16 protein-coding genes are annotated in these 23,504 nt (G+C 60.1%); 9 read left to right on the forward strand and 7 right to left on the reverse strand.

All coding sequences use genetic code 11. The features are described 5' to 3' along the window. Positions 1-156: 156 nt before the first annotated feature. Positions 157-1,740: a peptide chain release factor 3 gene (locus tag ACSFE6_RS06140; RefSeq protein ID WP_435426763.1), complete on the reverse strand. Its 1,584-nt coding sequence runs from the start codon at positions 1,738-1,740 to the stop codon at positions 157-159. A 441-nt stretch (positions 1,741-2,181) separates the two neighbouring features. Between ACSFE6_RS06140 and ACSFE6_RS06145 the strand changes: the two genes are divergently transcribed. The 6 genes from ACSFE6_RS06145 (at position 2,182) to ACSFE6_RS06170 (ending at position 7,445) form a co-directional block, all read left to right on the forward strand. Then, positions 2,182-2,898 carry an ABC transporter permease gene (locus ACSFE6_RS06145; RefSeq protein ID WP_435426764.1) on the forward strand — a complete coding sequence of 239 codons (717 nt, stop codon included), beginning with the start codon at positions 2,182-2,184 and terminating at the stop codon, positions 2,896-2,898. 20 nt (positions 2,899-2,918) lie between these two features. After that, positions 2,919-3,812, forward strand: coding sequence for a glycine betaine ABC transporter substrate-binding protein (locus tag ACSFE6_RS06150; RefSeq protein ID WP_435426765.1), 894 nt, complete (start codon positions 2,919-2,921; stop codon positions 3,810-3,812). A 12-nt stretch (positions 3,813-3,824) separates the two neighbouring features. Continuing rightward, positions 3,825-4,478 carry an ABC transporter permease gene (locus ACSFE6_RS06155; protein ID WP_435426766.1) on the forward strand — a complete coding sequence of 218 codons (654 nt, stop codon included), beginning with the start codon at positions 3,825-3,827 and terminating at the stop codon, positions 4,476-4,478. Continuing rightward, positions 4,475-5,632, forward strand: coding sequence for an osmoprotectant ABC transporter ATP-binding protein OsmV (locus ACSFE6_RS06160; protein ID WP_435426767.1), 1,158 nt, complete (start codon positions 4,475-4,477; stop codon positions 5,630-5,632). The genes ACSFE6_RS06155 and ACSFE6_RS06160 overlap by 4 nt, the downstream gene beginning before the upstream one ends. A gap of 62 nt (positions 5,633-5,694) precedes the next feature. Beyond that, complete coding sequence (locus ACSFE6_RS06165) at positions 5,695-6,126, forward strand: hypothetical protein (RefSeq protein ID WP_435426768.1); 432 nt, start codon at positions 5,695-5,697, stop codon at positions 6,124-6,126. A gap of 155 nt (positions 6,127-6,281) precedes the next feature. Continuing rightward, the gene (locus ACSFE6_RS06170; RefSeq protein WP_110966316.1) at positions 6,282-7,445 is read left to right on the forward strand and encodes a type III PLP-dependent enzyme; all 1,164 of its coding nucleotides are present in this window, start codon (positions 6,282-6,284) and stop codon (positions 7,443-7,445) included. 183 nt (positions 7,446-7,628) lie between these two features. On the opposite strand, the gene ACSFE6_RS06175 is transcribed toward ACSFE6_RS06170, so the two are convergent. Both ACSFE6_RS06175 and ACSFE6_RS06180 read right to left on the reverse strand, forming a co-directional pair. Next, a complete protein-coding gene (locus ACSFE6_RS06175; protein ID WP_435426769.1) occupies positions 7,629-8,396 on the reverse strand; it encodes a tetratricopeptide repeat protein in 768 nt (255 codons plus the stop codon). Further along, positions 8,393-9,073: a Fe2+-dependent dioxygenase gene (locus tag ACSFE6_RS06180; protein WP_435426770.1), complete on the reverse strand. Its 681-nt coding sequence runs from the start codon at positions 9,071-9,073 to the stop codon at positions 8,393-8,395. Before ACSFE6_RS06180 ends, ACSFE6_RS06175 begins: the two co-directional genes overlap by 4 nt. Before the next feature lie 208 nt (positions 9,074-9,281). On the opposite strand from ACSFE6_RS06180, the gene ACSFE6_RS06185 reads away from it, so the two are divergent. Further along, positions 9,282-11,606 (forward strand): TonB-dependent receptor, encoded by a 2,325-nt coding sequence (locus ACSFE6_RS06185; RefSeq protein WP_435426771.1) that lies wholly within the window; start codon positions 9,282-9,284, stop codon positions 11,604-11,606. Between the two features lie 204 nt (positions 11,607-11,810). Continuing rightward, positions 11,811-14,339, forward strand: a complete 2,529-nt coding sequence (locus ACSFE6_RS06190) for a PepSY domain-containing protein (RefSeq protein WP_435426772.1) — start codon at positions 11,811-11,813, stop codon at positions 14,337-14,339. A gap of 642 nt (positions 14,340-14,981) precedes the next feature. Here ACSFE6_RS06190 and ACSFE6_RS06195 read toward each other — a convergent pair. The 4 genes from ACSFE6_RS06195 to ptsP form a co-directional block, all read right to left on the reverse strand. Further along, positions 14,982-16,523 carry an alkaline phosphatase D family protein gene (locus ACSFE6_RS06195; protein ID WP_435426773.1) on the reverse strand — a complete coding sequence of 514 codons (1,542 nt, stop codon included), beginning with the start codon at positions 16,521-16,523 and terminating at the stop codon, positions 14,982-14,984. A 136-nt stretch (positions 16,524-16,659) separates the two neighbouring features. Beyond that, positions 16,660-18,399 carry a PTS fructose-like transporter subunit IIB gene (locus ACSFE6_RS06200; RefSeq protein WP_435426774.1) on the reverse strand — a complete coding sequence of 580 codons (1,740 nt, stop codon included), beginning with the start codon at positions 18,397-18,399 and terminating at the stop codon, positions 16,660-16,662. Between the two features lie 11 nt (positions 18,400-18,410). Beyond that, entirely contained in the window at positions 18,411-19,352 is a 942-nt protein-coding gene (gene pfkB / locus ACSFE6_RS06205) for a 1-phosphofructokinase (protein ID WP_435426775.1), read from the reverse strand. Further along, positions 19,352-22,213: a phosphoenolpyruvate--protein phosphotransferase gene (ptsP, locus tag ACSFE6_RS06210; protein ID WP_435426776.1), complete on the reverse strand. Its 2,862-nt coding sequence runs from the start codon at positions 22,211-22,213 to the stop codon at positions 19,352-19,354. The genes pfkB and ptsP overlap by 1 nt, the downstream gene beginning before the upstream one ends. A 294-nt stretch (positions 22,214-22,507) precedes the next feature. Between ptsP and cra the strand changes: the two genes are divergently transcribed. After that, positions 22,508-23,503, forward strand: a complete 996-nt coding sequence (gene cra, locus ACSFE6_RS06215) for a catabolite repressor/activator (RefSeq protein ID WP_435426777.1) — start codon at positions 22,508-22,510, stop codon at positions 23,501-23,503. Position 23,504 lies beyond the last annotated feature (1 nt).

Here is a 23,504-nt window from a genome sequence, read left to right on the forward strand (position 1 = left end):
CCCCCCCCCCCCCCCCCCCCCCCCCCCCCCCCCCCTCCCCCCCACCCCCCCCCCCCCCCCCCCCCCCCCCCCCCCCCCCCCCACAGTTCAAGATCGGGCGGGCATAAAAAAACCCCGCAGCTTTCGCAACGGGGTTTTGGTGTTTCGACTCAGCGCTTAGTGATGTTCACGCGTCGCACGGAATTTGATATCCGGCCAGCGCTCTTCCATCAGGGCAAGGTTGACCCGGGTCGGGGCGAGGTAGGTCAGGTGACCGCCGCCGTCCAGCGCCAGGTTTTCCACAGCCTTGTTGGAGAATTCCTCAAGCTTCTTCTTGTCGCTGCATTCGATCCAGCGTGCGGAGTACACGGTGATCGGCTCGTAGGAGCACTCGACCTTGTATTCCTCTTTCAGGCGGCTGGCGACCACGTCGAACTGCAGCACACCGACGGCGCCGAGAATGATGTCGTTGCTGCGCTCCGGGAAGAACACCTGGGTCGCGCCTTCTTCGGCCAGCTGTTGCAGGCCCTGGCGCAGTTGCTTGGATTTCAGCGGATCCTTCAAACGTACGCGTCGGAACAGCTCCGGGGCGAAGTGCGGGATGCCGGTGAAACCCAGGGTCTCGCCTTCGCTGAAGGTGTCACCGATCTGGATCGTGCCGTGGTTGTGCAGGCCGATGATGTCGCCGGCGAAGGCCTCTTCCAGTTGCTCACGCTCGGAGGAGAAGAACGTCAGGGCGTCGCCGATGCGCACGTCCTTGCCGGTACGCACGTGGCGCATCTTCATGCCTTTCTCGTACTTGCCGGAGCAGATACGCATGAAGGCGATGCGGTCGCGGTGTTTCGGGTCCATGTTCGCCTGGATCTTGAAGATGAAGCCCGAGAACTTCTCTTCCACCGGCTCCACGGTACGCTCGTTGGCTACCCGTGGCAGCGGGCGCGGGGCCCAGTCGACCACGGCGTCGAGTACGTGATCGACACCAAAGTTGCCCAGTGCAGTACCGAAGAACACCGGGGTCATCTGACCGTCGAGGAACTCCTGCTGGTTGAATTCGTGGCAAGCGCCCTGGACCAGCTCGAGCTGCTCAAGGAAACGCTCGTACTCGTCACCCAGATGCGCGCGCGCCTCGTCGGAGTCGAGTTTCTCGATGATCTTGGTCTCGGTGCGTTCGTGACCATGACCGGCGGTGTAGACAATGATGTAGTCGCCGGCGAGGTGATACACGCCCTTGAAGTCACGGTAGCAACCGATCGGCCAGGTGATCGGCGCCGCCTTGATCTTCAGGACCGCTTCGATTTCGTCGAGCAGTTCGATCGGGTCGCGGATGTCACGGTCGAGTTTGTTGATGAAGCTGACAATCGGCGTGTCACGCAGACGGCAGACGTCCATCAGGGCGATGGTCCGTGGCTCTACACCTTTACCGCCGTCGAGGACCATCAAGGCCGAGTCCACCGCGGTCAGGGTGCGGTAGGTGTCTTCGGAGAAGTCTTCGTGGCCCGGGGTGTCGAGCAGGTTGATCATGTGCTCGCGATACGGGAACTGCATGACCGACGTGGTAATCGAGATACCCCGCTGCTTTTCCATTTCCATCCAGTCGGAGGTGGCATGGCGGTCGGACTTACGGGATTTCACCGTACCGGCCACCGCAATCGCCTTGCCCATCAGCAAGAGCTTTTCGGTGATGGTGGTTTTACCGGCGTCGGGGTGGGAAATAATGGCGAAAGTGCGGCGTTTCGCGACTTCGGCGGCCTGTTTGGTCATGGGAAATCGCCTGGCAGGTGATTCAAAAAAGGGCGCAGATTATAGCCCAAGTTGATCGAAGAACCGAACCGTTGAGCACATCCGGGGTGGCCAAATGCTTCTTTTGATGGGAACCTTTTAAAGCACGGAGACGTCCACTCCCCCGTAACGACCACTCGTCGGGGGCCTGCAACACCTGCAATTCAGCCTGACGAGGCTGTGCTCATGGCTCAAAAGCCGTACACGTCCTCCTGTAGGAGCGAGCATGCTCGCGATGGACGTCAACGATAACGCGGGGCACCTGGATGCACGCGGTGTCTGGACGTTTTTCGCGAGCATGCTCGCTCCTACAGGGGACTGCGCTCGGTATTGAGAGCTGCTTCTCGCGAACGCCTTGCCCGGCAGCCCATGATGGCCTGCCACACGGGACTGCGTTCGCCGACTGAAAAAAGGAGTCCGCCTGTGGCTATCCACCATGGCAAAGGGCTGATAGGAGGCGCGCTGGTAATCGCCCTTCTGGCCCTGCTGATCCACTGGATCGGTATCGATACGATCGAACATTACCGCGACGATCTGTTGTTTTACCTGCAAGCTCATCTGCTGCTCGTCCTCGCCTCCATGCTGGCCGCCCTTGTCGTGGGCATCCCTGCCGGTATCTACCTCAGCCGCCCGACCCGAGTCGCGCGCGCCGAACGCTTCATGCAAATCTTCAACATTGGCAACACCATTCCGCCGCTGGCCGTGCTGGCCATCGCCCTGGGCGTACTGGGGATCGGCAGTGGTCCCGCCATCTTCGCCCTGTTCCTCGCCTCTCTGCTGCCCATCGTGCGCAACACCTACGAAGGCCTGAAGAACGTTCAAGGCTCACTCAAGGAAGCCGCCGTCGGCATCGGCATGACCCCGCGCCAAGTGCTGTGGAAGGTCGAATTGCCGAACGCCGTACCGATCATCATCGGTGGCGTGCGCGTGGCATTGGCGATCAATGTCGGGACGGCGCCGTTGGCGTTCCTGATCGGCGCCAACAGCCTGGGCAGCCTGATTTTCCCCGGCATTGCACTGAACAATCAGCCGCAGCTTCTGCTCGGTGCGGCCTGCACCGCGCTGCTGGCCTTGTTGCTCGACGGCCTGGTGACAGGCGCCAGCCGCCTCTGGCTCGAACGCGGGCTGCGCCCGTCTTAAGCCTCGGCAAAGGAATTCTCATGAAGACATCAAGCTTTTTACTAGGCTGCGTCCTGCTGTGCGCAGGATTTGCCCACGCCGCCGAAAAACCAGTGATCCGTATCGGCGCCCGGGTGTTCACCGAACAGACCCTGCTGGCGGAGATCACCTCGCAATACCTGCGCACCCAGGGCTACAACGTTCTAGTCACCGGTGGCCTGGGCAGCAACCTGGCCCGTAGTGCCCAGGAATCCGGGCAACTGGACATGCTCTGGGAATACACCGGCGTGTCCCTGGTGGCCTACAACCATGTCACTGAAAAACTCGACAGCGAACAGTCCTACGCCCGGGTGAAAGAACTCGACGCGAAAAAAGGCCTGGTCTGGCTCACCCCGTCGAAATTCAGCAACACCTATGCCCTCGCCCTGCCGGAAAACGTTGCTGACGAGTACCCGCAGATCAACAGCATCAGCGAGCTCAACCACGTGCTGCGTGACGAGGCCAGGACCAATCATCTGGTCGCTTTGGATACCGAGTTCGCCAACCGTTCCGACGGTCTGGGTGGCATGGTGCAGCTGTACGACATGAACCTCACGCGCAAGAACATCCGCCAGATGGATGCCGGGCTGGTGTACACCGCGCTACGCAACGGCCAGGTGTTTGCCGGTTTGGTCTACACCACCGACGGGCGCCTCAACGCCTTCAAGCTCAAGCTGCTGAAGGACGACAAGCACTACTTCCCGGACTACACCGCCGCTCCCGTGGTACGTCAGGCGTTTCTCGATGCGCACCCGCAATTGGCCGAACAGCTCAAGCCACTGGCCGAACTGTTCGATGACGACACCATGCGCCAGCTCAATGCGCGAGTGGATGTCGACCACGAAAGCCCCTCGACCGTTGCTGCCGATTTCCTGCGCCAGCACCCCATCCATTAAGGAGGAAAAGTCATGGAATTTTTGAACGCCTTTTCCCATCTCGACTGGCAACAGGTGATGCACCTGACCTGGCAGCACATCACCCTGGTTGGCATCGCCGTCACCCTGGCGATTGTCGTCGGTGTGCCGCTGGGCATCCTTATGACACGCTTCCCGACCCTCGCAGGCCCGTTGCAGGCCAGCGCCACCGTGCTGCTGACCGTGCCGTCGATTGCCCTGTTCGGCCTTCTGCTGCCGTTCTATTCGAAATTCGGCCAGGGCCTGGGGCCGATGCCGGCGATCACCGCCGTGTTTCTGTATTCGCTGCTGCCAATCATGCGCAACACCTACCTGGCACTGACCGGTGTCGAACCGGGCATCCGTGAAGCCGCGCGCGGTATCGGCATGACCTTCGGCCAGCGCCTGCGCATGGTCGAACTGCCGATTGCCGTTCCGGTGATTCTTGCCGGCGTACGCACTGCCGTGGTGATGAACATCGGTGTCATGACCATCGCCGCCACCATCGGCGCCGGTGGCCTGGGCGTACTCATCCTCGCTTCCATCAGCCGCAGCGACATGTCGATGCTGATCGTCGGCGCCGTACTGGTCAGCCTGCTGGCCATCTTCGCCGACCTGATCCTGCAAGCGCTGCAACGCTCGTTGACTCCAAAAGGACTCCTGAAATGATCGAACTTCAAAACCTCAGCAAGACCTTCCAGAGCAACGGCAAGGATGTGAAAGCCGTGGACTCGGTGAGCCTGACCGTCAATGAAGGCGAGATATGCGTGTTCCTCGGGCCATCGGGTTGCGGTAAAAGCACCACGCTGAAAATGATCAACCGCCTGATCAAACCCACTTCGGGCAAGATCCTGATCAACGGCGAAGACACCACCGACCTCGACGCCGTGACCCTGCGGCGCAACATCGGCTATGTGATCCAGCAGATCGGCCTGTTTCCGAACATGACCATTGAGGAAAACATCGTGGTCGTACCGAAACTGCTCGGCTGGGACAAACAGAAATGCCACGACCGCGCCCGTGAACTGATGAGCATGATCAAGCTTGAGCCCAAGCAGTATCTGCATCGTTATCCACGGGAACTGTCCGGTGGTCAGCAGCAGCGGATCGGCGTGATTCGCGCGCTGGCGGCCGATGCGCCACTGCTGCTGATGGACGAACCCTTTGGCGCGGTCGATCCGATCAACCGCGAAATGATCCAGAACGAATTCTTCGAGATGCAGCGGGCGCTGAACAAGACCGTGATCATGGTCAGTCATGACATCGACGAGGCGATCAAGCTGGGTGACAAGATCGCGATCTTCCGTGCCGGTAAACTGCTACAGATCGACCACCCGGACACCCTGCTGGCGCACCCGGTGGATGACTTTGTCAGAAATTTCGTCGGCCAGGACAGCACCCTCAAACGCTTATTACTGGTAAAAGCCGAAGACGCGGCTGACAACGCGCCTTCGGTAAGTCCGGAAACGCCGGTGGCCGAGGCGTTGGAATTGATGGACGAGCACGACCGGCGCTACGTGGTGGTCACCTGTGCCGAGAACAAAGCACTGGGGTATGTACGTCGTCGCGACCTGCACCGTCAGACCGGCACCTGCGGGCAATACCTGCGCGAATTCAATGCAACGGCGGCGTATGACGAGCATTTGCGCATTCTGTTGTCGCGGATGTATGAGTTCAATCGGGCGTGGTTGCCGGTGATGGATGCCGAGCGGGTGTTTCTTGGGGAGGTGACTCAGGAGTCGATTGCGGCTTACCTGAGTTCCGGTCGGTCGCGTGGGATGAAGACCCATATCGTGTCGCCGGCCGAGACGGCAGTCGCCTGACAGCCCAAATTACTCGGTAAAAATGCAAAACCTGTGGGAGCGAGCCTGCTCGCGAATGCGCAATGTCAGTCAGCAATGATGTTGGCTGTGAAAATGCCTTCGCGAGCAGGCTCGCTCCCACAAAAAACAGAGCGATTCCAGACTGGAAAAAAATATCAACACCCGTCTCGACAGGCAGCCTCCAAAAAGACCTGCAGGAACAGCCAAAATTTCGCTCAGCCGAACTTTTCGTACCCATCGTCGCCGAAGTTGTCACCATCGTAGTCATCTACGATCTGGTGAGCAAAAGCGTCGAACGTGCAGGTATTTTTAACACTTCACAATTCACCGGGAACATCCGCCTGTCATCTGTGTCGAGTACAAGGAGAGCTGGCGGCAACGTGCGTCAGACAAGTGCAAAAACGCGACATTTTTTGTTGATCTCAAGCCCCTCACGCCCTAAAGTTCGCGCCGAACGTCCATGCTGGAAACGATCCATCCGGCTCAAGTACTGACGACGAGACAGCAAGGCCAAGGGAAAAGCTGCACTTCCCATGGCCTTTTTGCTTTCGGCGACATGCCTTGGGAAGTAGGCGAACCAAAGTGGGGATACGGAGGACGTTCATTTGCACCCATTGATTAATTTAGTTTGCCAGTAGGAGTTCCCAGCATGTCGATCCAGGTCGAAGATTATTTCGCGCGCGAAACCTTTCAGAAAATGAAGGCGTTCGCCGACAAGCAAGAAACCCCGTTCGTATTGATCGACACCGGCATGATCAGCCAGGCCTACGACGACCTGCGCGCCGGCTTCGAATTTGCCAAGGTCTACTACGCGGTCAAGGCCAACCCGGCCGTGGAAATCATCGACCTGCTCAAGGAAAAAGGCTCGAGCTTCGACATCGCCTCTATCTATGAGCTGGACAAAGTACTGAGCCGCGGTGTCAGCCCCGACCAGATCAGCTACGGCAACACCATCAAGAAATCCAAGGACATCCGCTACTTCTACGACAAGGGTGTGCGCCTGTACGCCACCGACTCCGAAGCGGACCTGCGCAACATCGCCAAGGCCGCGCCGGGCTCGAAAGTCTACGTGCGCATCCTGACCGAAGGCTCGACCACCGCCGACTGGCCTCTGTCGCGCAAGTTCGGTTGCCAGACCGACATGGCCATGGACCTGCTGATCCTGGCTCGCGACCTGGGCCTGGTGCCTTACGGCGTGTCGTTCCACGTGGGCTCGCAGCAGCGCGACATCAGCGTCTGGGACGCAGCAATCGCCAAGGTCAAAGTGATCTTCGAACGCCTGAAAGAAGAAGACGGCATCGAACTGAAGCTGATCAACATGGGTGGCGGCTTCCCTGCCAACTACATCACCCGTACCAACAGCCTGGAAACCTACGCCGAAGAAATCATCCGCTTCCTCAAGGAAGACTTCGGTGACGACCTGCCGGAAATCATCCTGGAGCCAGGCCGTTCGTTGATCGCCAACGCCGGTATCCTGGTCAGCGAAGTGGTGCTGGTGGCACGTAAATCCCGTACCGCCGTCGAGCGTTGGGTGTACACCGACGTGGGCAAGTTCTCCGGCCTGATCGAAACCATGGACGAAGCCATCAAGTTCCCGATCTGGACCGAAAAGAAAGGTGAAGTGGAAGAAGTGGTCATCGCCGGCCCGACCTGCGACAGCGCCGACATCATGTATGAAAACTACAAGTACGGCCTGCCGCTGAACCTGGCCATCGGCGATCGCCTGTACTGGCTGTCGACCGGTGCGTACACCACCAGCTACAGCGCTGTGGAATTCAATGGCTTCCCGCCACTGAAATCGTTCTACGTTTAAGAGCAGCCGCTAGCTTCAAGCTGCAAGCCGCAAGTAAAAAGCCCATGACGTGTCATGGGCTTTTTTGTGCGTGATCGCATTTCCCCTGTAGGAGCGAGCTCTGCTCGCGATGGTGTTTAACGATTACGCGCCAAACCTGACACCCCACGATTCCCCAAGATTTTTCGCGAGCAGAGCTCGCTCCTACAGAGGGTTGAGTTGCTGCTCGAGTTCAGCTTGCCGCTGGGCATACTCGGGCGCCAAGGCACGAATTTCTGGATCGGTTGCACTCAGCAACGCTTCGCTCGCCACCCGCAGGAAATTCAGGTTCCCACCGTCCAGCGCCTTGCGCAGCCAGACCAAAGCCTCATCAATATTTCCCTCTCCCGCCAGCACCGCCGCATAGCTGAACTGCCCACGAAAATCTCCACCCACCGCCGAACGTCGATACCAGTCGCGGGCAGCCTTTGTATTTACCGGGCAAACACGCCCTTCCTCCAAATAGCGCCCCAACAGGTTCATCGACTTCGCATGGCCAAGTTCGGCAGCGCGACGATATAGTTTCATCGCCTGTGCCTGGTCTTCACTCACGCCACGCCCCGTCGCCAGCAGGTTCGCATAGTTGTAAATCGCCCAGTCCAGACCGGCTTCAGCCGCCTGACGATAATGCGCAGCGGCAATGACTGCATCGGCTGTGCAACCCCAACCATGCTCATGGCACCGCCCCAGCATGTTGCGCGCCATCAGATGCCCCCGGCGCGCGGCAATCTCGAACCAGCGCAGCGCCAGCGGCTGATCCTGCGCAATGCCTCGTCCGTCCAGCAGAATCTGCCCGAGCAGCGCCTGGGCATCGACAACGCCTTCACGGGCCGCCATCAGAATCGCCTGGGCCGCACGGGCCGGGCTTTCATCGAGCATGGCTTTGAGCCTTTCACCGTCGAGCACTTCCTCGCGGCGCAATTGAAAACTCATACTTCGACCCAGCGACGCAACAGGTTGTGATAGGTGCCGGTCAGGCGGATCAACGAAGGGTGGTCCGGTACATCCTGCGTCAGTTGCCGGATCGCGCCGTCCATTTCGAACAACAACGCGCGCTGACTGTCTTCGCGCACCAGGCTCTGGGTCCAGAAGAACGAGGCATAGCGCGCGCCACGGGTCACGGCGTTGACCTTGTGCAAACTGGTGCCGGGGTACAACACCATGTCACCCGCCGGCAGCTTCACCCGCTGGGTACCGTAGGTGTCCTGGATTTCCAGCTCGCCGCCGTCGTAATCCTCCGGCTCGCTGAAAAACAAAGTGGCCGACAGATCGGTGCGCACCCGTTCAATGCTGCCCTTGGGTTGTCGCACGGCATTGTCGATGTGGAAGTCGAAACTGCCACCGGCCGTGTAACAGTTCAGTAACGGGGGGAAGACCTTGTGCGGCAGTGCTGCCGACATGAACTGTGGGTTTTTCCACAACCGCTCCAGCATGGCCGCGCCGATCTCCTTGGCCAACGGATGGCCTTCGGGCAATTGCAGGTTGTGCTTGGCCTTGGCCGACTGATAGCCCGCCGTGATCTTGCCATCGGCCCAATCGGCCTGCTCCAGAGCCTCGCGAATGCGTTGCACTTCTTCTTTGTCGAACAAGCCGGGAATGTGCAACAGCATGGGATAGGCGCCTGGATGCAATGGGGCGCCAATGGTATTGATTCTTATTGCCCGTGTAAAACCCGCTAGACGAACGAAATAGCAAAAACCGTAAGGTTAAATTGTAAAGAATGTAAATTCAGTGCGAATAGTAACGTTTCGCAATTGATACAAAGACGCGTCTACCCTATATTCCGCCGCCTCAAATCCTTGGGGAGGGGAATCAAAAATGTCACGTCAACACCCACAACTACCGGTCAGTTCACCACGCCTGCTCGCTTCTGCCATTGGCGTGGCTATCACTGCCGGCTCTGCGGGCCACATGGTCTTCGCGGCTGAAAAAGCCGACGAGAAAGCGCCGAGCAACACCATCTCGCTGGGCGCTACCGCGATCACCGGCGAAGCCCAGGACGAGACCTCCTACAACGTTGAAAAAGCTTCCTCACCCAAGTACACCGCACCGCTGGTCGACACTCCGCGCTCGATCACGGTCATCCCGCAACAAGTCCTGAAGGACACCGGCGCCCTGAACATGCAGGACGCCCTGCGCACCGTTCCAGGCATTACCTTTGGCGCCGGCGAAGGCGGTAACCCACAGGGCGACCGTCCGTTCATTCGCGGCTTCGATGCCCAGGGCGATACCTACCTGGACGGCGTGCGCGACACCGGTTCGCAGAGCCGCGAAATCTTCGCCGTGGAATCGATCGAAGTCAGCAAAGGCCCGAACTCGGCCATTGGCGGTCGTGGCGCCGCTGGCGGCAGCATCAACCTGGTGAGCAAGAAAGCTCACCTGGGCAACTCGTTTGACGGTGGCTTCACTTGGGGCTCGGACCAGACCCAGCGCTACACCCTGGACGGCAACTATCAGTTCTCCGACACCGCCGCCGGCCGTCTGAACCTGATGAGCCACGAGAGCAACGTCGCCGGTCGTGACAGCGTCGATTACGATCGCTGGGGCGTCGCGCCGTCGCTGGCCTTCGGTCTGGGCACCGACACCCGCGTCAACCTCGATTACTACCACCTGGAAAGCAACGACACGCCGGACTCGGGTATTCCGTACTCGATCCCGACCGCTGGCTCGGCCGCACGCACCAAGTCCAACCCGGACAAGCCAAACGACGGCGGTGACAGCAGCAACTTCTATGGCCTGAATGACCGCGACTTCCGCAAAACCCGCGTCGATACCGCGACCATTGCCATCGAGCACGACCTGAGCGACGCACTGACCGTCAAGAACACCCTGCGTCATGGCACCAGCATGCAGGATTACATCCTGACCCAGCCGGACGACAGCAAGGGCAACGTCAACAATGGCAGCGTCTGGCGTCGTGCAAACACCCGCGTGAGCAACACCGAGACCACCACCAACCAGACCGATCTGTTCGGTGACGTCTACATCGCTGGCTTCAAGAACAGCTTCGCCACCGGCATCGAGTTCAGCCACGAGGAAAGCAAGAAATCCTCGTACAACGTCAACACCGACACCACGCCTGGCACTTCGGCTGTTACCACCAACTGTTCTCCAGCCTTGATTGGCGCGCCGAGCGGCTACAACTGCACCTCGCTGTCGAACCCGAATCCGAACGACCCGTGGAACGGTGCCATTTCGCGCAACTACGCCGGCACCACCACCCAGGCCGATACCTACGCGCTGTATGTGTTCGACACCCTGGAGCTGTCCGAGCAGTGGCTGGTGAACATGGGCCTGCGTTACGACCATTTCGACACCGACTACAAGACCTACACTGCCGCAGGCAACACCACCTCCAAGGGCGACGACGTCAGCGAGTTCGTCACCGGCCAGTTCGGCGTGGTTTACAAGCCGGCGGAAAACGGCAGCATTTATGCGTCCTACGCCACCTCCGCCACACCACCAGGCGCGACCCTCGGCGAAGGTCAGGATGGCAACCCGTTGGGCGGCACCCCGGATCGCAACGGCAACCTGCTGAGCAGCGACCTGGAGCCGGAAACCACCAAGAACTACGAAATCGGTACCAAGTGGGACTTGCTGAATGATCGCCTGTCGCTGACGGCCGATATCTTCCGCACCGAGAAAGAAAACGCTCGCGTGCAGACCAACACCACCTCGTACGAAAACGTCGGCAAGACCCGCGTTCAAGGCTTCGAATTGTCGGCGACCGGCAAGCTCACCGACAAATGGCAAGTCTTCGCCGGCTACGCCTACATGGACAGCGAACAAGTCGACGGCGGCCCACTGCCGGCCAACAAGGCCAACAATGGCAATGAGTTGCCGAACACGCCGAAAAACAGCGCCAGCCTGTGGACGACCTATCAGGTCACGCCGAAGCTGACCATTGGTGGCGGTGCGTTCTATGTCGATGACGTGTTCGGCAGCGTGGCCAACACCACCATGGTCGACTCCTACGTTCGTTACGACGCGATGGCCGCCTACAAGCTGACCAAAAACGTCGACCTGCAACTGAACGTGCAGAACCTGACCGACGAAACCTACTACGACAAGGCGTTCTCGACACACTTCGCCAATCAGGCGGCAGGTCGTACGGCCTTGCTGAGCACCAACTTCCACTTCTGATTGCCTGCCATACGACAATCCCTGTGGGAGCGAGCCTGCTCGCGATGGCGGCCTTACACTCAGCATAAATGTTGAATGTTATGGCCTCATCGCGAGCAGGCTCGCTCCCACAGTTTTCGTGTGTAAAAAAGAATGTTTCTCGACAACCCACGGCATCATAATGCGCGCCGTGATGACTATTTTCGAACGAACAAGGCGAGTGACGTGTTGAAGAAAACCCTGTTCCAGTTGCACTGGTTTTTCGGCATCAGCGCCGGGCTCGTCCTGGCTCTGATGGGCATCACCGGAGCAACGGTTTCGTTTCAGGATGAGATCCTGTACGCACTGAACCCTTCTGTGCTGCAGGTGCAGAAGCAGGTCGCAGGCGTGCTTCCACCCGCCGAACTGGTGGAAAAAGTCGAAGCGGCGACCGGCCTGAAAGTCGCCATGCTCTCGGTCGACATCGATAGCGATATTGCCGCACGCGCGTTTTTCACCCCGGCGCCGGGTGAGCGACGCGGGCCCATGCGTTTCTTCGACCCATACACGGGCGAGTTGCTGGGCGACGCCACCGGCCAGCAATTCTTCGGCCTGATGCTGCAACTGCACCGCTTCCTCGCGATGGGTGACACCGGCCGGCAGATCACTGGCGCCTGTACGCTGATCCTGGTGTTCTTCTGCCTGTCCGGCCTATATCTGCGCTGGCCGCGCCAGTGGAAAAGCTGGCGCGCCTGGCTGACCCTGGACTGGAAGAAAAAAGGTCGAAGCTTCAACTGGGACCTGCACTCGGTTGCCGGCACCTGGGTCCTGGTGTTCTACCTCCTGTCGGCGTTGACCGGGTTGTCCTGGTCCTACGAGTGGTACAACAAGGGACTGAACCAGTTGCTGTCTGACTCGCCGAAAAACGAACGTGTTCGTGGTGGTCGCGGTCCGGCTCCGAGCGGACCAGCGCCGACGGCCGATTACTCGGCCATGTGGAGCAGCATCTACAGTGCGGCAGGTCCTGACCTGAGCTTCTACAACACCCGCATGCCACCAGTGGCCGGGCAACCGGCGACTGTTTATTACCTGTTGAAAGACTCTCCCCACGACCGCGCGCTGAACCAGATCACCCTCGACCCGGTCACCGGCGTGATCAAACGCCATGACCGTTACAGCGACAAGAGCTTCAAGGCGCAGCTGCTGACCAGCATCTACGCGCTGCACGTCGGCAGTTACTTCGGTATCGGCGGGCGCATCATCCTGACGATCACGTCCTTGACCATGCCGCTGTTTTTCATCACGGGCTGGATGCTGTACCTGGATCGTCGCCGCAAGAAAAAGCAGATCAAGGACGCCCGTAAAGGCCTCGCCCAACCAGGCAGCGACGCCCCGGCATGGCTGATCGGATTCGCCAGCCAGAGCGGATTTGCCGAGCAACTGGCGTGGCAGACCGCCGGTCAATTGCAGGCAGCGGGACTGCCGGTGAAAGTACAACCACTGGCAAGTGTGAGCGAACAGGACCTGCGTGATTCGAGCAACGCGTTGTTCGTGGTCAGCACTTTCGGTGACGGCGAAGCACCGGACAGTGCCCGTGGTTTCGAACGCAAGGTACTGGGCCGGACATTGAGCCTGAAAAGCCTGAACTATGCGGTGCTCGGCCTCGGCGACCGGCAGTACCAACACTTCTGCGGTTTCGCTCGCCGCCTGAACACCTGGCTGGGCGAGCACGGCGGCAAAACCTTGTTTGCACCGGTGGAAGTCGACAGCGGCGACCCTTACGCCTTGCGTCACTGGCAACAGCAGCTCGGCCTGTTGACCGGCCAGCCCCCCGTGGACACCTGGCAAGCACCGAGCTACGACAACTGGACCCTGACCCGCCGCGAACTGCTCAACCCTGACAGCAGCGGTTCGGCCGTCTATTTGCTGGGCCTCACCGCGCCGACCACCAGCAGTTGGCTGGCCGGGGACCTGGTGGAGGTCTTGCCGCGCAATTGCCCGTGGGCGATCGAACATTTCCTCGATGGTTTGGGAATCGATGGCCGGGCCACGATTGCGCTCGACGGTTTGTCGCAACCGCTGGAGCAAGCCCTCGCCAGTCGACAGCTGCCCGAGAACCGCAGTCATCTGGTCGGTTTGCACGCCCAGGCATTACTGGATGCCTTGGTGCCCTTGGCCATGCGCGAATACTCCATCGCCTCGATTGCCGCCGACGGCATCCTGGAACTGATCGTGCGCCAGGAACTGCGTGCCGATGGCAGCCTGGGTGTCGGGTCCGGATGGCTCACCGAACATGCGCCGGTGGGTGGCAGCATCAGCCTTCGAGTTCGACGCAACAGTGGCTTCCACCTGCCGAACGAGCCGGTGCCGATGATCCTGCTCGGCAACGGCACGGGACTGGCCGGCCTGCGCAGCCTGCTCAAGGCACGGATTGCCGATGGCCAGCAACGTCAGTGGCTGCTGTTCGGCGAACGCCATCGGGAACACGATTATCTGTGTCGCGACGAGCTGGAAGAGTGGTTGATTTCCGGTGACCTGCAACGTCTGGATCTGGCGTTTTCACGGGATCAGGCTGAGAAAATCTACGTACAGGATCGTCTGCGCGAATCAGCCAGTGAACTGAAAAAATGGCTGGCGGATGGCGCCGTGATCTACATCTGCGGCAGTTTGCAGGGAATGGCCTCTGGCGTGGATCAAGTGCTCAACGAGGTGCTCGGTGCCGCCGAAGTGGAGCGCCTGATCGAACAGGGTCGCTACCGCCGCGACGTTTACTGATAAAACTGAATATTAGTGAAAGATCGTTCCCACTCACGGGAACGATCGAACTGAAATCACAATGTGAAATCAATCTCAAGGCGACTTGATTAACTCTTTGTTCGTTTCTCGACCTAATGCATTGAGATGTACATTGATATCGTCGTGTTGCTCGCCTATAGGACATTGAACTCTAGAGCAATTGTTATTCAGGCGACACACTTCGTTGCAGTCCATTGCCCTCTGAGTACCTGCCACATCAACTTTGCATTGATCGCTGGTACCACTTTGGAGGACACCATTTCGATCATTGTCTCTCCCCATGAAAATACATAGGACACTCCCCCCACCAATCGGGTTTAGATTGCAGTAATACCCACCGACAATTGCCCACGCACCGTTGCACAACCCGGCGTTAGTCTCATTGGCATAGACGTTTTTACAGGTTGAAAGAAAGAGTACAGAAAAGATCAACGAAGCCATTATCTTCCATAGGTTTTTTTGATGTTCCATTATCAACTTCATTATTGATTACTCGGTTGGATTGAGGCACAACCATAAATAGAACCCATACAAGAAACACCTATCACAAATAACAGGTACTTCAACTCAATCAATTCGAAGTTTTACCTCCTTATTTCCCAAGCTCCAGATGCTTATTCATCAGACCACTTCCAATGTCCGCTCAAACACGCTGACTCCATCCAGATCCCGCAAGACCACACTCAATACCCCGCTCTGCCCATCGATATTCACCTCGCCAAAGAACTGAAACCCGGCGAACGGTGAAAGGTTTTGCGCTGGCGGTGCCTTCTGGAACACCACTTCAGGGCCGAAGGTTTTATCCAGCAGGTCAGGGCCAAAGCTCCCTGCATTCAAGGGGCCAGCTACGAACTCCCAAAACGGTTCGAAATCCTGAAATACGGCACGGTCCGGATGGTAATGATGCGCCGCGCAGTAATGCACATCCGCCGTCAGGAAGACGAAATTGCGCACCTGCCAGGCCCGGAGAAAACCCAACAATTCGGCGATTTCCAGTTCGCGTCCCTGGGCTGGTCCGGGGTCACCATTGGCCACCGCTTCCCAACGTGTGACTCCGGGGCTGACCTCGCCATCCGGAGCCCCGAGCCCGATCGACATATCGGCGGCGATGACTTTCCATTGAGCCTTGGAAGCTTTCAGTGAAGCCTTCAACCAGTCCAGTTGTTCGCGTCCGAGGAACGGTTTGGCATCGCCCAGGTTGTCGTCATTGGCGCCGCGATAACTGCGCATGTCGAGCACGAACACATCGAGCAGCGGCCCATAGCTGAGCTGGCGATAAATCCGTCCGCCGCCATCGGCACCCTGCACACGCATCGGTGCGTACTCGAGCCAGGCCTGACGCCCGCGATCCACCAGGCTGTGGATATCTTTGCTCTTGTAACGCTTATCCAGTTGCTTGCCCGGCGACCAGTTGTTCACCACCTCATGGTCGTCCCACTGCCAGATCTGCGGCACTTCGGCGTTGAAGCGGCGGATGTTTTCGTCCATCAGGTTGTAGCGGTAATTGCCACGGTATTCATCGAGGGTTTCGGCGACTTTGCTCTTGGCCTCGGTGCTGATGTTGCGCCACACCCGACCGTTCTCGGTGACGAGTTGAGCAGGCACGGGGTTGTCGGCGTAGATGGTGTCGCCACTGTGGATAAAAAAGTCCGGCAGACGCAGGCGCATGGCTTCGTAGATGCGCATGCCGCCGATGTCCGGGTTGATGCCGAAGCCCTGGCCGGCGGTGTCGCCGCTCCAGACGAAACGAATGTTGCGGCGGGTCTGGGGCACGCTGCGCAGATGGCCGAACCAAGGCTCGCTGGCGACGCCACTTTGGGCATCCTCGAATTGCACGCGGTAGAAAATCGCCTGATCGGCGGGTAGCCCCGTCAGCTCGACCCGTGCCGTGTAGTCAGTGCGTGCATCTGCCAGGGACGAGACACATCGCCGGGGATTGGGGAACAGGCTGCGCGTGTCCCACTCCACCACCATCCGCGCCGGGCGATCACAGCGGCTCCAGATGATCGCCCGATCACCGAGCAAGTCCCCGGATTGCACGCCATCGGTGAGCTGTGGACGATCCTTGACCGAAGCGATCACCGCCGGCGCCAGTCCCGGTAACAACAAACCGGCGCCTACGGCCTGGATGACCCGGCGGCGACCGGGGTCGAATTCACTCAAGGTGTTCTCCCCGATACCTATTGAATACACCATCCCTGTGGGAGCGAGCCTGCTCGCGAAAGCGTCGTGTCAGTCTATATCCATTTGAATGACAGACTGCTTTCGCGAGCAAGCTCGCTCCCACGAGGGATCAATGTCAGGCCTTCGCGGGCTCCAGCGCCAACTCAACTGTCTCAGGTCGCTTGACCAGCGCATACACCACGGCCGTCAACAAACTCCCTGCCACAATCGCCAGCAAATACAAGAGCGCATGGTTGATCGCATTCGGAATCAACATCACGAACAAACCACCGTGGGGCGCCATCAGTTTGCAGCCGAAGTACATCGACAGTGCACCGGTCAGCGCACCGCCGGCAATGCTCGCCGGGATCACCCGCAGCGGGTCCTTGGCGGCAAACGGAATCGCACCTTCGGAGATGAAGCACAAGCCCAGCACCAGCGCTGCTTTGCCGGCCTCGCGCTCGGTCTGGGCAAACTTGCGCCGGGCGATAAACGTGGCGATCCCCAGCCCTATCGGCGGCACCATGCCCGCTGCCATCGTGGCGGCCATCGGCGCATAACTCTGCGATGCCAACAGCCCGACCGAGAACGCATACGCCGCCTTGTTGATCGGTCCGCCAAGATCGACGCACATCATCCCGCCCAGCAAGACCCCAAGCAGAATCGCGTTGGTGGTGCCCATGCTGTCGAGGAAATGCGTGAGCCCTGCCAGCATCCCGGCCACCGGTTTGCCGACCACGTAAATCATTACCAGGCCGGTAAACAAACTGGCCAGCAGCGGGATGATCAGGATCGGCTTCAACGCCTCGAGGCTTTGCGGCAGCCGCGCATACCGATTGATCGCTTGAGCCGCGTAACCGGCAATGAAACCAGCGATGATCCCGCCGATGAAGCCGGCGCCCAGTGTGCTCGCAAGCAAACCACCGATCATCCCCGGCGCCAGCCCCGGACGGTCAGCGATGGAATAGGCGATATAGCCTGCCAGCAACGGCACCATCAGCTTGAACGCGGTCTCGCCGCCGATCTGCATCAACGCCGCCGCCAACGTCCCCTCTTCCTTGAACGCCGTGATGCCGAACACGAACGACAGCGCGATCATCAGACCGCCTGCCACTACCATCGGCAACATGAACGACACACCGGTCAACAGGTGTTTATAGACACCGGTCTTCTCTTGCTTGGTCGGTGCTTGGGAACCGGTCGATGCGCTTTCCTGCACACCTTCGGCCAGTGCCTTGTTCAGCGTTGCTTCGGCCTGTTTGAGGGCAATGCCGGTGCCGCAGCGGTAAATCCTCTTGCCGGCAAACCGCTCGGTGGCGACTTCGATATCCGCCGCCAGCAGCACCACGTCGGCATCGGCAATCGCTTGCGCGCTCAACGGATTGCGTGCCCCGACCGAGCCCTGGGTTTCAACTTGCAGGTCGTAGCCCAATCGTTTGGCCGCCTGCTGCAAGGCTTCGGCGGCCATGAATGTGTGGGCAACGCCGGTCGGGCACGCAGTGACCGCAACCAGGCGCGAAGCATTTTTTGCAACGGCAACAGGCTCGGCGATGGCGTCGGGGGCAATGTAAACCTGAGCCTCTTCAGCGCCGCGCCGCAACACCGCTTCGACGTCTTGCAGGGCTTGGGCCGGCGTACTCTGGAACACGCGTTTACCGACGAATCGCGACATGTCCACCGGTGCGCTGGTCACCAGCAGCACCCACTCGGCGGCTTCAAGGGTCGCCGCCGACAGTTGCCGTTCGGGGTGGGCCGAGTCGCTGACTTCGACACTGGTGCTCCAGCCCTGACGCTGGGCCGCCGCATCGAGCAACCGAGCACAGAGCACGCTGGTGACCATGCCGTTTGGGCAGGCCGTAACAATGGCTAACTTCATGACCAACCCTCTTATTGTTCTGTCAGGGGACGCACGCGCACACCCTGTTCGAGCTGCGCCAGGTGCGCGGCGTCGCTGATGCCGAAACCGATCTGGGTGACCGCCATCGCGGCAATCGCCGTGGCAGTGCGCAAGGTCTGCTCGGGCGTATGGGCCTCAAGCAAACCGTGGAGCATGCCCGCCAGCAACGAGTCACCCGCGCCCACCGTACTGGCAACGCTGACTTTGGGCGGCGTGGCATGCAGCGCCGAGCCGACACTGAACCAGTTCACACCCTCGGCGCCATGGGAAATCACGACATGTTCGATGCCTTGGGCGTGCAAGCGATCGGCCGCTTCGGCCTGGGCCATCACCGACACCACCTCGGCACCCAGCACCTCGGCCAGCTCCTCGGTGTTGGGCTTGATCAGCCAGGGACCGGCCTTGAGCGCTGCCACCAGCGCCTCGCCACTGGTATCGAGCGCGACCTTCAGTCCCAGGTTTTTCAAGCGCAGGATCAACGCCTGCAACCACTGCGGGCTGACGCCTTGCGGCAGGCTGCCGGCGACGACGACGGCGTCGTGGGCTGGCGCCATCATGTCCAGTCGATCGAGCAACGCCTGCTGTGCCGCCGCACTGACCAAGGGGCCAGGACCGTTGAGGTCGGTGATGCGACCATCGTTTTCCGCCAGCTTGATATTGCTACGTGTCTCGCCGGGCACGCGAATGAACGCGTCGCTGAAACCGCGTTTGGCGAACAGGGTTTCGAACGCTTGCAGGTTGTCTTCACCGAGAAATCCGCTAACCGTCAGCTGATGCCCGAGGTCCGCCAGTACCTGTGCCACGTTCACCCCTTTGCCGGCGGCGTGGGTGTGCATGGCATCGCTGCGGTTGACCTGACCGGGCTCCAGGCGCGACAACTGCACCGTCAGGTCCAGCGCCGGGTTGAGGGTCAGGGTTAAAATCCGGGCCATTACAGGGCCTCCACTAATGCACGTACTTCATTGGCGCTGCCCACGGCGAGCGCTTCGCGAGCAAGGGTTTGGCTCTGGCTGAGGCTGAGTTCGCGAATCCGCGCCTTGACCTCGGGGATGCTGCGCGCACCCACGCTCAGCTCATCCACGCCCAGCCCGACCAGCACCGGCACCGCCAGCGGATCGGCCGCCAGCTCTCCACAGACGCCCACCCACTTGCCATGGGCATGGGCCGCCCGCACGGTGATGTCGATCAGTTGCAGTACTGCCGGGTGCAGGCCATCGGCCTGGGCCGACAGCGTCGGATGACCACGGTCGATGGCCAGGGTGTATTGCGTCAGATCGTTGGTGCCCACACTGAAGAAGTCGACTTCCTTGGCCAACACCGGTGCCAGCAACGCCGCCGATGGCACCTCGATCATGATCCCCAGTTGCAGGTCCGCGACCGGGATTTCCAGGCGCAGGCGTTCGGTCATATCCCGTGCCTGGCGCCACTCATCGACGCTGCCGACCATGGGAAACATGATGCGCAACGGGCGGTTGTCGGCGGCCCGCAGCAAGGCGCGCAACTGCGCTTCCATGATCTGTGGCCGTTGCAGGGTCAGACGAATACCGCGCACGCCGAGGAACGGATTTTCTTCCTTGGCGATCGGCCAATAGGGCAAAGGTTTGTCGCCACCGACATCGAGGGTGCGCACCACCAGCGGCCGTCCGGCCAGACCATCGAGCACCCGACGGTACTCGGCTTCCTGGGTGGCTTCGTCCGGCGCTTGCGGGTGAGCCATGAAAATCAGTTCGGTGCGCAGCAGGCCGATGCCTTCGGCCCCCTGCTCCACCGCACCGGTCACGCCAGCGCTCTCACCGATGTTGGCGAACACTTCGACCGCGTGACCGTCGGTAGTCAGGGCCGCTTGGTGGCGTTGTTCGGCAGCGGCCTTGAGCCTTTGTTCACGGGTGTCCCGCTCTTCGGTGGCGCGCTGCAAAGTCGCGGCGTCGGCGTCCACATGCAAGCGGCCGCGCTGGCCATCGAGCAACAATGGCGTGCCCGGTGCCAGCAGCAACACGGCTGCACCGGCGCCGACCAGCGCTGGAATACCCAGAGCCCGGGCGACGATGGCGCTGTGTGCGGTAGCGCCTCCTCGGGCGGTGAGAATGCCGGCGACACGAGTCGGATCGAGACGTGCCACATCGGACGGCCCGACTTCATCCATCACCAGAATGTAAGGTTGTTCGGGTTCGCTCGGTGTTTCAATGCCACACAATTGCGCCAGTACACGACGACCGATATCGCGCAAATCAGCGGCGCGCTCGGCTAGCAGAGCATCCTGCAGGGCTTCCTGTTGCCGGGCAGCCGCTTCGATCACCGACATCCACGCCGCTTCCGCGCTTTCACCCTGCTTGAGGCGAGTGTCGACTTCATCGGTCAATTCCGGGTCGTCGAGCATTTCCTGATGGGTAATGAAAATCTCGCGAATCGCCTTGGCCCTGCTGCGTTCGATCAAGCCGCCAATGTCGCGCCGCACATCCGCCAGTGCCTGTTTCAGACGCTCGCGCTCGATGGCCGCGGACTCGCCCCGCAGTGGGTAGTCGATGTGTTGCTGCACTTGAATGTGCGCCGGGCCGATTGCAATGCCCGGCGCGGCGGCAATGGCTTGAACAAGGCTGCCGGACGCCGGAACGAGCAGCACTTGGGCCACTTCGACGACTTCTTCCCGTAGCTGGCTCACCGCTGGCAATGGCTCGACTTCTTCACCCAGGCCTTCTTCGATGGCAGCCAGCATTGCAGGCAATGCGTCAGCGGCAATGCTCGGCTCGGCAATGATTTCCAGCACCTGACCGCGGCGGGCACCGAGGCTGAGCAGCTTGCTCAAGCTCTTCACCGACACCGCGCTGTCCTGGCTATCGACGACGCGGATGCGGATCTCGCCTTCAAAACTTTTTGCCAGTTGCGCGAGGACTTTCGCCGGGCGCGCATGCAAACCGTGGGCATTGGCCAGTGCAATCCGCGCACTTGGCCAGTCGGCTGGCAGTTCACCGCCAAGCACTTCGAGTACAGCGCGGCAACTGGTGGCGCGTCCTAATTCATGGCCGCGACCTTCAATCAACAACGCACACAAACGCTCGAGCAAGGCCTGATGCGCCTCGCCAAGGCTGGCCAGGCAGAACAATCCGTTCAGCGGTTGACCGAGGTAACGCAGCGGCTTGTCCGGCGTGACAAAGGCCAGCCCCGGGCGTTTGACCGTTTGCTCGCTGTGCAACCACCACAGGCCATCGCCCAGCGGCAACGCTTCGACTTGCTGCAATACCGCGGAAAATCCACCACTGACGCAGTCGGCCTGACGCAGCAAGCGGGCGCCGCGCCAGACCAATTCTTCGAAATCTTCAGCGGCGACACCCAGGCCAATCATCTGTGCATCCAGCGCCAGCTCTTGCGGCGCGCCTTGCAGCAGCTTCAGCAAGGCTTCGGCGGAACTGGCGCGACGCAAGGCCTGGCCCAGATCGGTTTCACCGAGGGCGCGGGTCAGCAATTGCAGCAAGCGCAGGTGTTCATCGGATTTGGCGGCGATACCGATCGCCAGGTAGACAATCTGCCCATCGCCCCAATCCACGCCCTCGGGAAACTGCATCAGGCGCACGCCGGTGGTGAACACCAGATCGCGGGTTTCAGGTGTACCGTGGGGAATGGCAATACCTTGACCGAGAAAGGTCGAGCCCTGGGCTTCGCGTGCCTGTAGCCCGGCCAGGTAACCCTCGGCGACCAGGCCGTCGGTAACCAGATGACGGGCCAGCAACTGCAACGCGGCGGACTTATCCACAACCGACTGGCCCATGGATATCTGCTCTACAGTGAGCTCGAGCATGCTTTCTCCTTTTTGGCACCCTATGGGCACCAGGTATTGTTTTGAATGATTCAGCGTAGGCAACCTGTCTGAAGACAAGATTTGGCAGTTTCGCGGCAGAACTGACCAAAGGCACCAATAACGTAGAAAATACGCCTGCTGAAACGTTTAATCTAGAATGATTGGCACGTTACTCGATAATCTCTTTCTCTAGAAGTCCAATTGTCGGATGCGTCACGACAATGGTCGACTGCCGGAATCGGGTAGGATTGACGAAAATGTCGGGCATGCTCGAAAAAACAAGGAAACAGCGGGTTGAAACTCAGTGATATCGCCCAGTTGGCCGGTGTGTCCGTTACCACCGCCAGCTATGTCATCAATGGCAAGGCCGAACAGCAACGCATCAGCAGCGCGACCGTCGAACGCGTGCGCGCGGTGGTCGATCAACACGGCTTCACGCCCAATCCCCAGGCCGCCGGGCTGCGCAGTCGCCATACCCGCACCCTCGGGTTCATTCTGCCGGATCTGGAAAACCCCAGTTACGCGCGCATCGCCAAGCTGCTGGAACAAGGCGCACGGGCTCGCGGCTATCAGTTGCTGATTGCCAGTTCCGACGATGCGCCGGACAGCGAACGGCAATTGCTGAAACTGTTCCGCGCCCGTCGCTGCGACGCGCTGATCGTCGCCAGTTGCCTGCCCGCCGGCGATGACAGCTATCGCCAATTGCAGGCCAAAGGCATCCCGATCATTGCCATCGACCGGGTCATGGAGCCCGAGCATTTCTGCTCGGTGATCAGCGATGACCGTGAAGCCAGCCTGCAACTGACCCGCAGCCTGCTCGACCCGTTGCCCAAACAGATCGCCCTGATCGGCGCGCGCCCGGAGTTGAGCATCAGTCAGGAACGGGCCGCCGGTTTCAAAGAGGCGCTGTCCGGATACAAGGGTGAGGTACTGATCGAACACGGCGAGTCGTTCAGCCGTGAATGCGGCAAACAACTGATGGAAGAACTGCTCCAACGTGTTGGGCATTTGCCCGAGGCGCTGGTGACTACCTCTTACGTGCTGCTACAAGGCGTGTTCGATGCCTTGCATGACTTCCCGCTGAAATCACGACCACTGCGCCTCGGCACGTTTGGCGACACCCAGTTGCTGGACTTCCTGCCCTTGCCGGTCAATGCCATGGCCCAACAGCATCAGTTGATTGCCGATAAAGCCCTGGCACTGGCACTGGCAGCCATCGAACAGTCCGATTACCAACCCGGCGTGCAGGCCATCGCGCGCACCTTCAAGCAGCGTATTCGCCAGGACTGAG

The organism is Pseudomonas baetica, from assembly GCF_051216495.1.
Taxonomy (GTDB): Bacteria; Pseudomonadota; Gammaproteobacteria; order Pseudomonadales; family Pseudomonadaceae; genus Aquipseudomonas; species Aquipseudomonas baetica_B.

Coding starts and splice junctions, on each gene's coding strand:
- ACSFE6_RS06155 (WP_435426766.1), top strand. CDS start 3,825: ATGGAATTTTTGAACGCCTTTTCCCATCTCGACTGGCAACAGGTGATG.
- ptsP (WP_435426776.1), bottom strand. CDS start 22,213: ATGCTCGAGCTCACTGTAGAGCAGATATCCATGGGCCAGTCGGTTGTG.
- ACSFE6_RS06175 (WP_435426769.1), bottom strand. CDS start 8,396: ATGAGTTTTCAATTGCGCCGCGAGGAAGTGCTCGACGGTGAAAGGCTC.
- ACSFE6_RS06170 (WP_110966316.1), top strand. CDS start 6,282: ATGTCGATCCAGGTCGAAGATTATTTCGCGCGCGAAACCTTTCAGAAA.
- pfkB (WP_435426775.1), bottom strand. CDS start 19,352: ATGGCCCGGATTTTAACCCTGACCCTCAACCCGGCGCTGGACCTGACG.
- ACSFE6_RS06150 (WP_435426765.1), top strand. CDS start 2,919: ATGAAGACATCAAGCTTTTTACTAGGCTGCGTCCTGCTGTGCGCAGGA.
- ACSFE6_RS06180 (WP_435426770.1), bottom strand. CDS start 9,073: ATGCTGTTGCACATTCCCGGCTTGTTCGACAAAGAAGAAGTGCAACGC.
- ACSFE6_RS06185 (WP_435426771.1), top strand. CDS start 9,282: ATGTCACGTCAACACCCACAACTACCGGTCAGTTCACCACGCCTGCTC.
- ACSFE6_RS06140 (WP_435426763.1), bottom strand. CDS start 1,740: ATGACCAAACAGGCCGCCGAAGTCGCGAAACGCCGCACTTTCGCCATT.
- ACSFE6_RS06200 (WP_435426774.1), bottom strand. CDS start 18,399: ATGAAGTTAGCCATTGTTACGGCCTGCCCAAACGGCATGGTCACCAGC.
- ACSFE6_RS06165 (WP_435426768.1), top strand. CDS start 5,695: ATGTCAGTCAGCAATGATGTTGGCTGTGAAAATGCCTTCGCGAGCAGG.
- ACSFE6_RS06160 (WP_435426767.1), top strand. CDS start 4,475: ATGATCGAACTTCAAAACCTCAGCAAGACCTTCCAGAGCAACGGCAAG.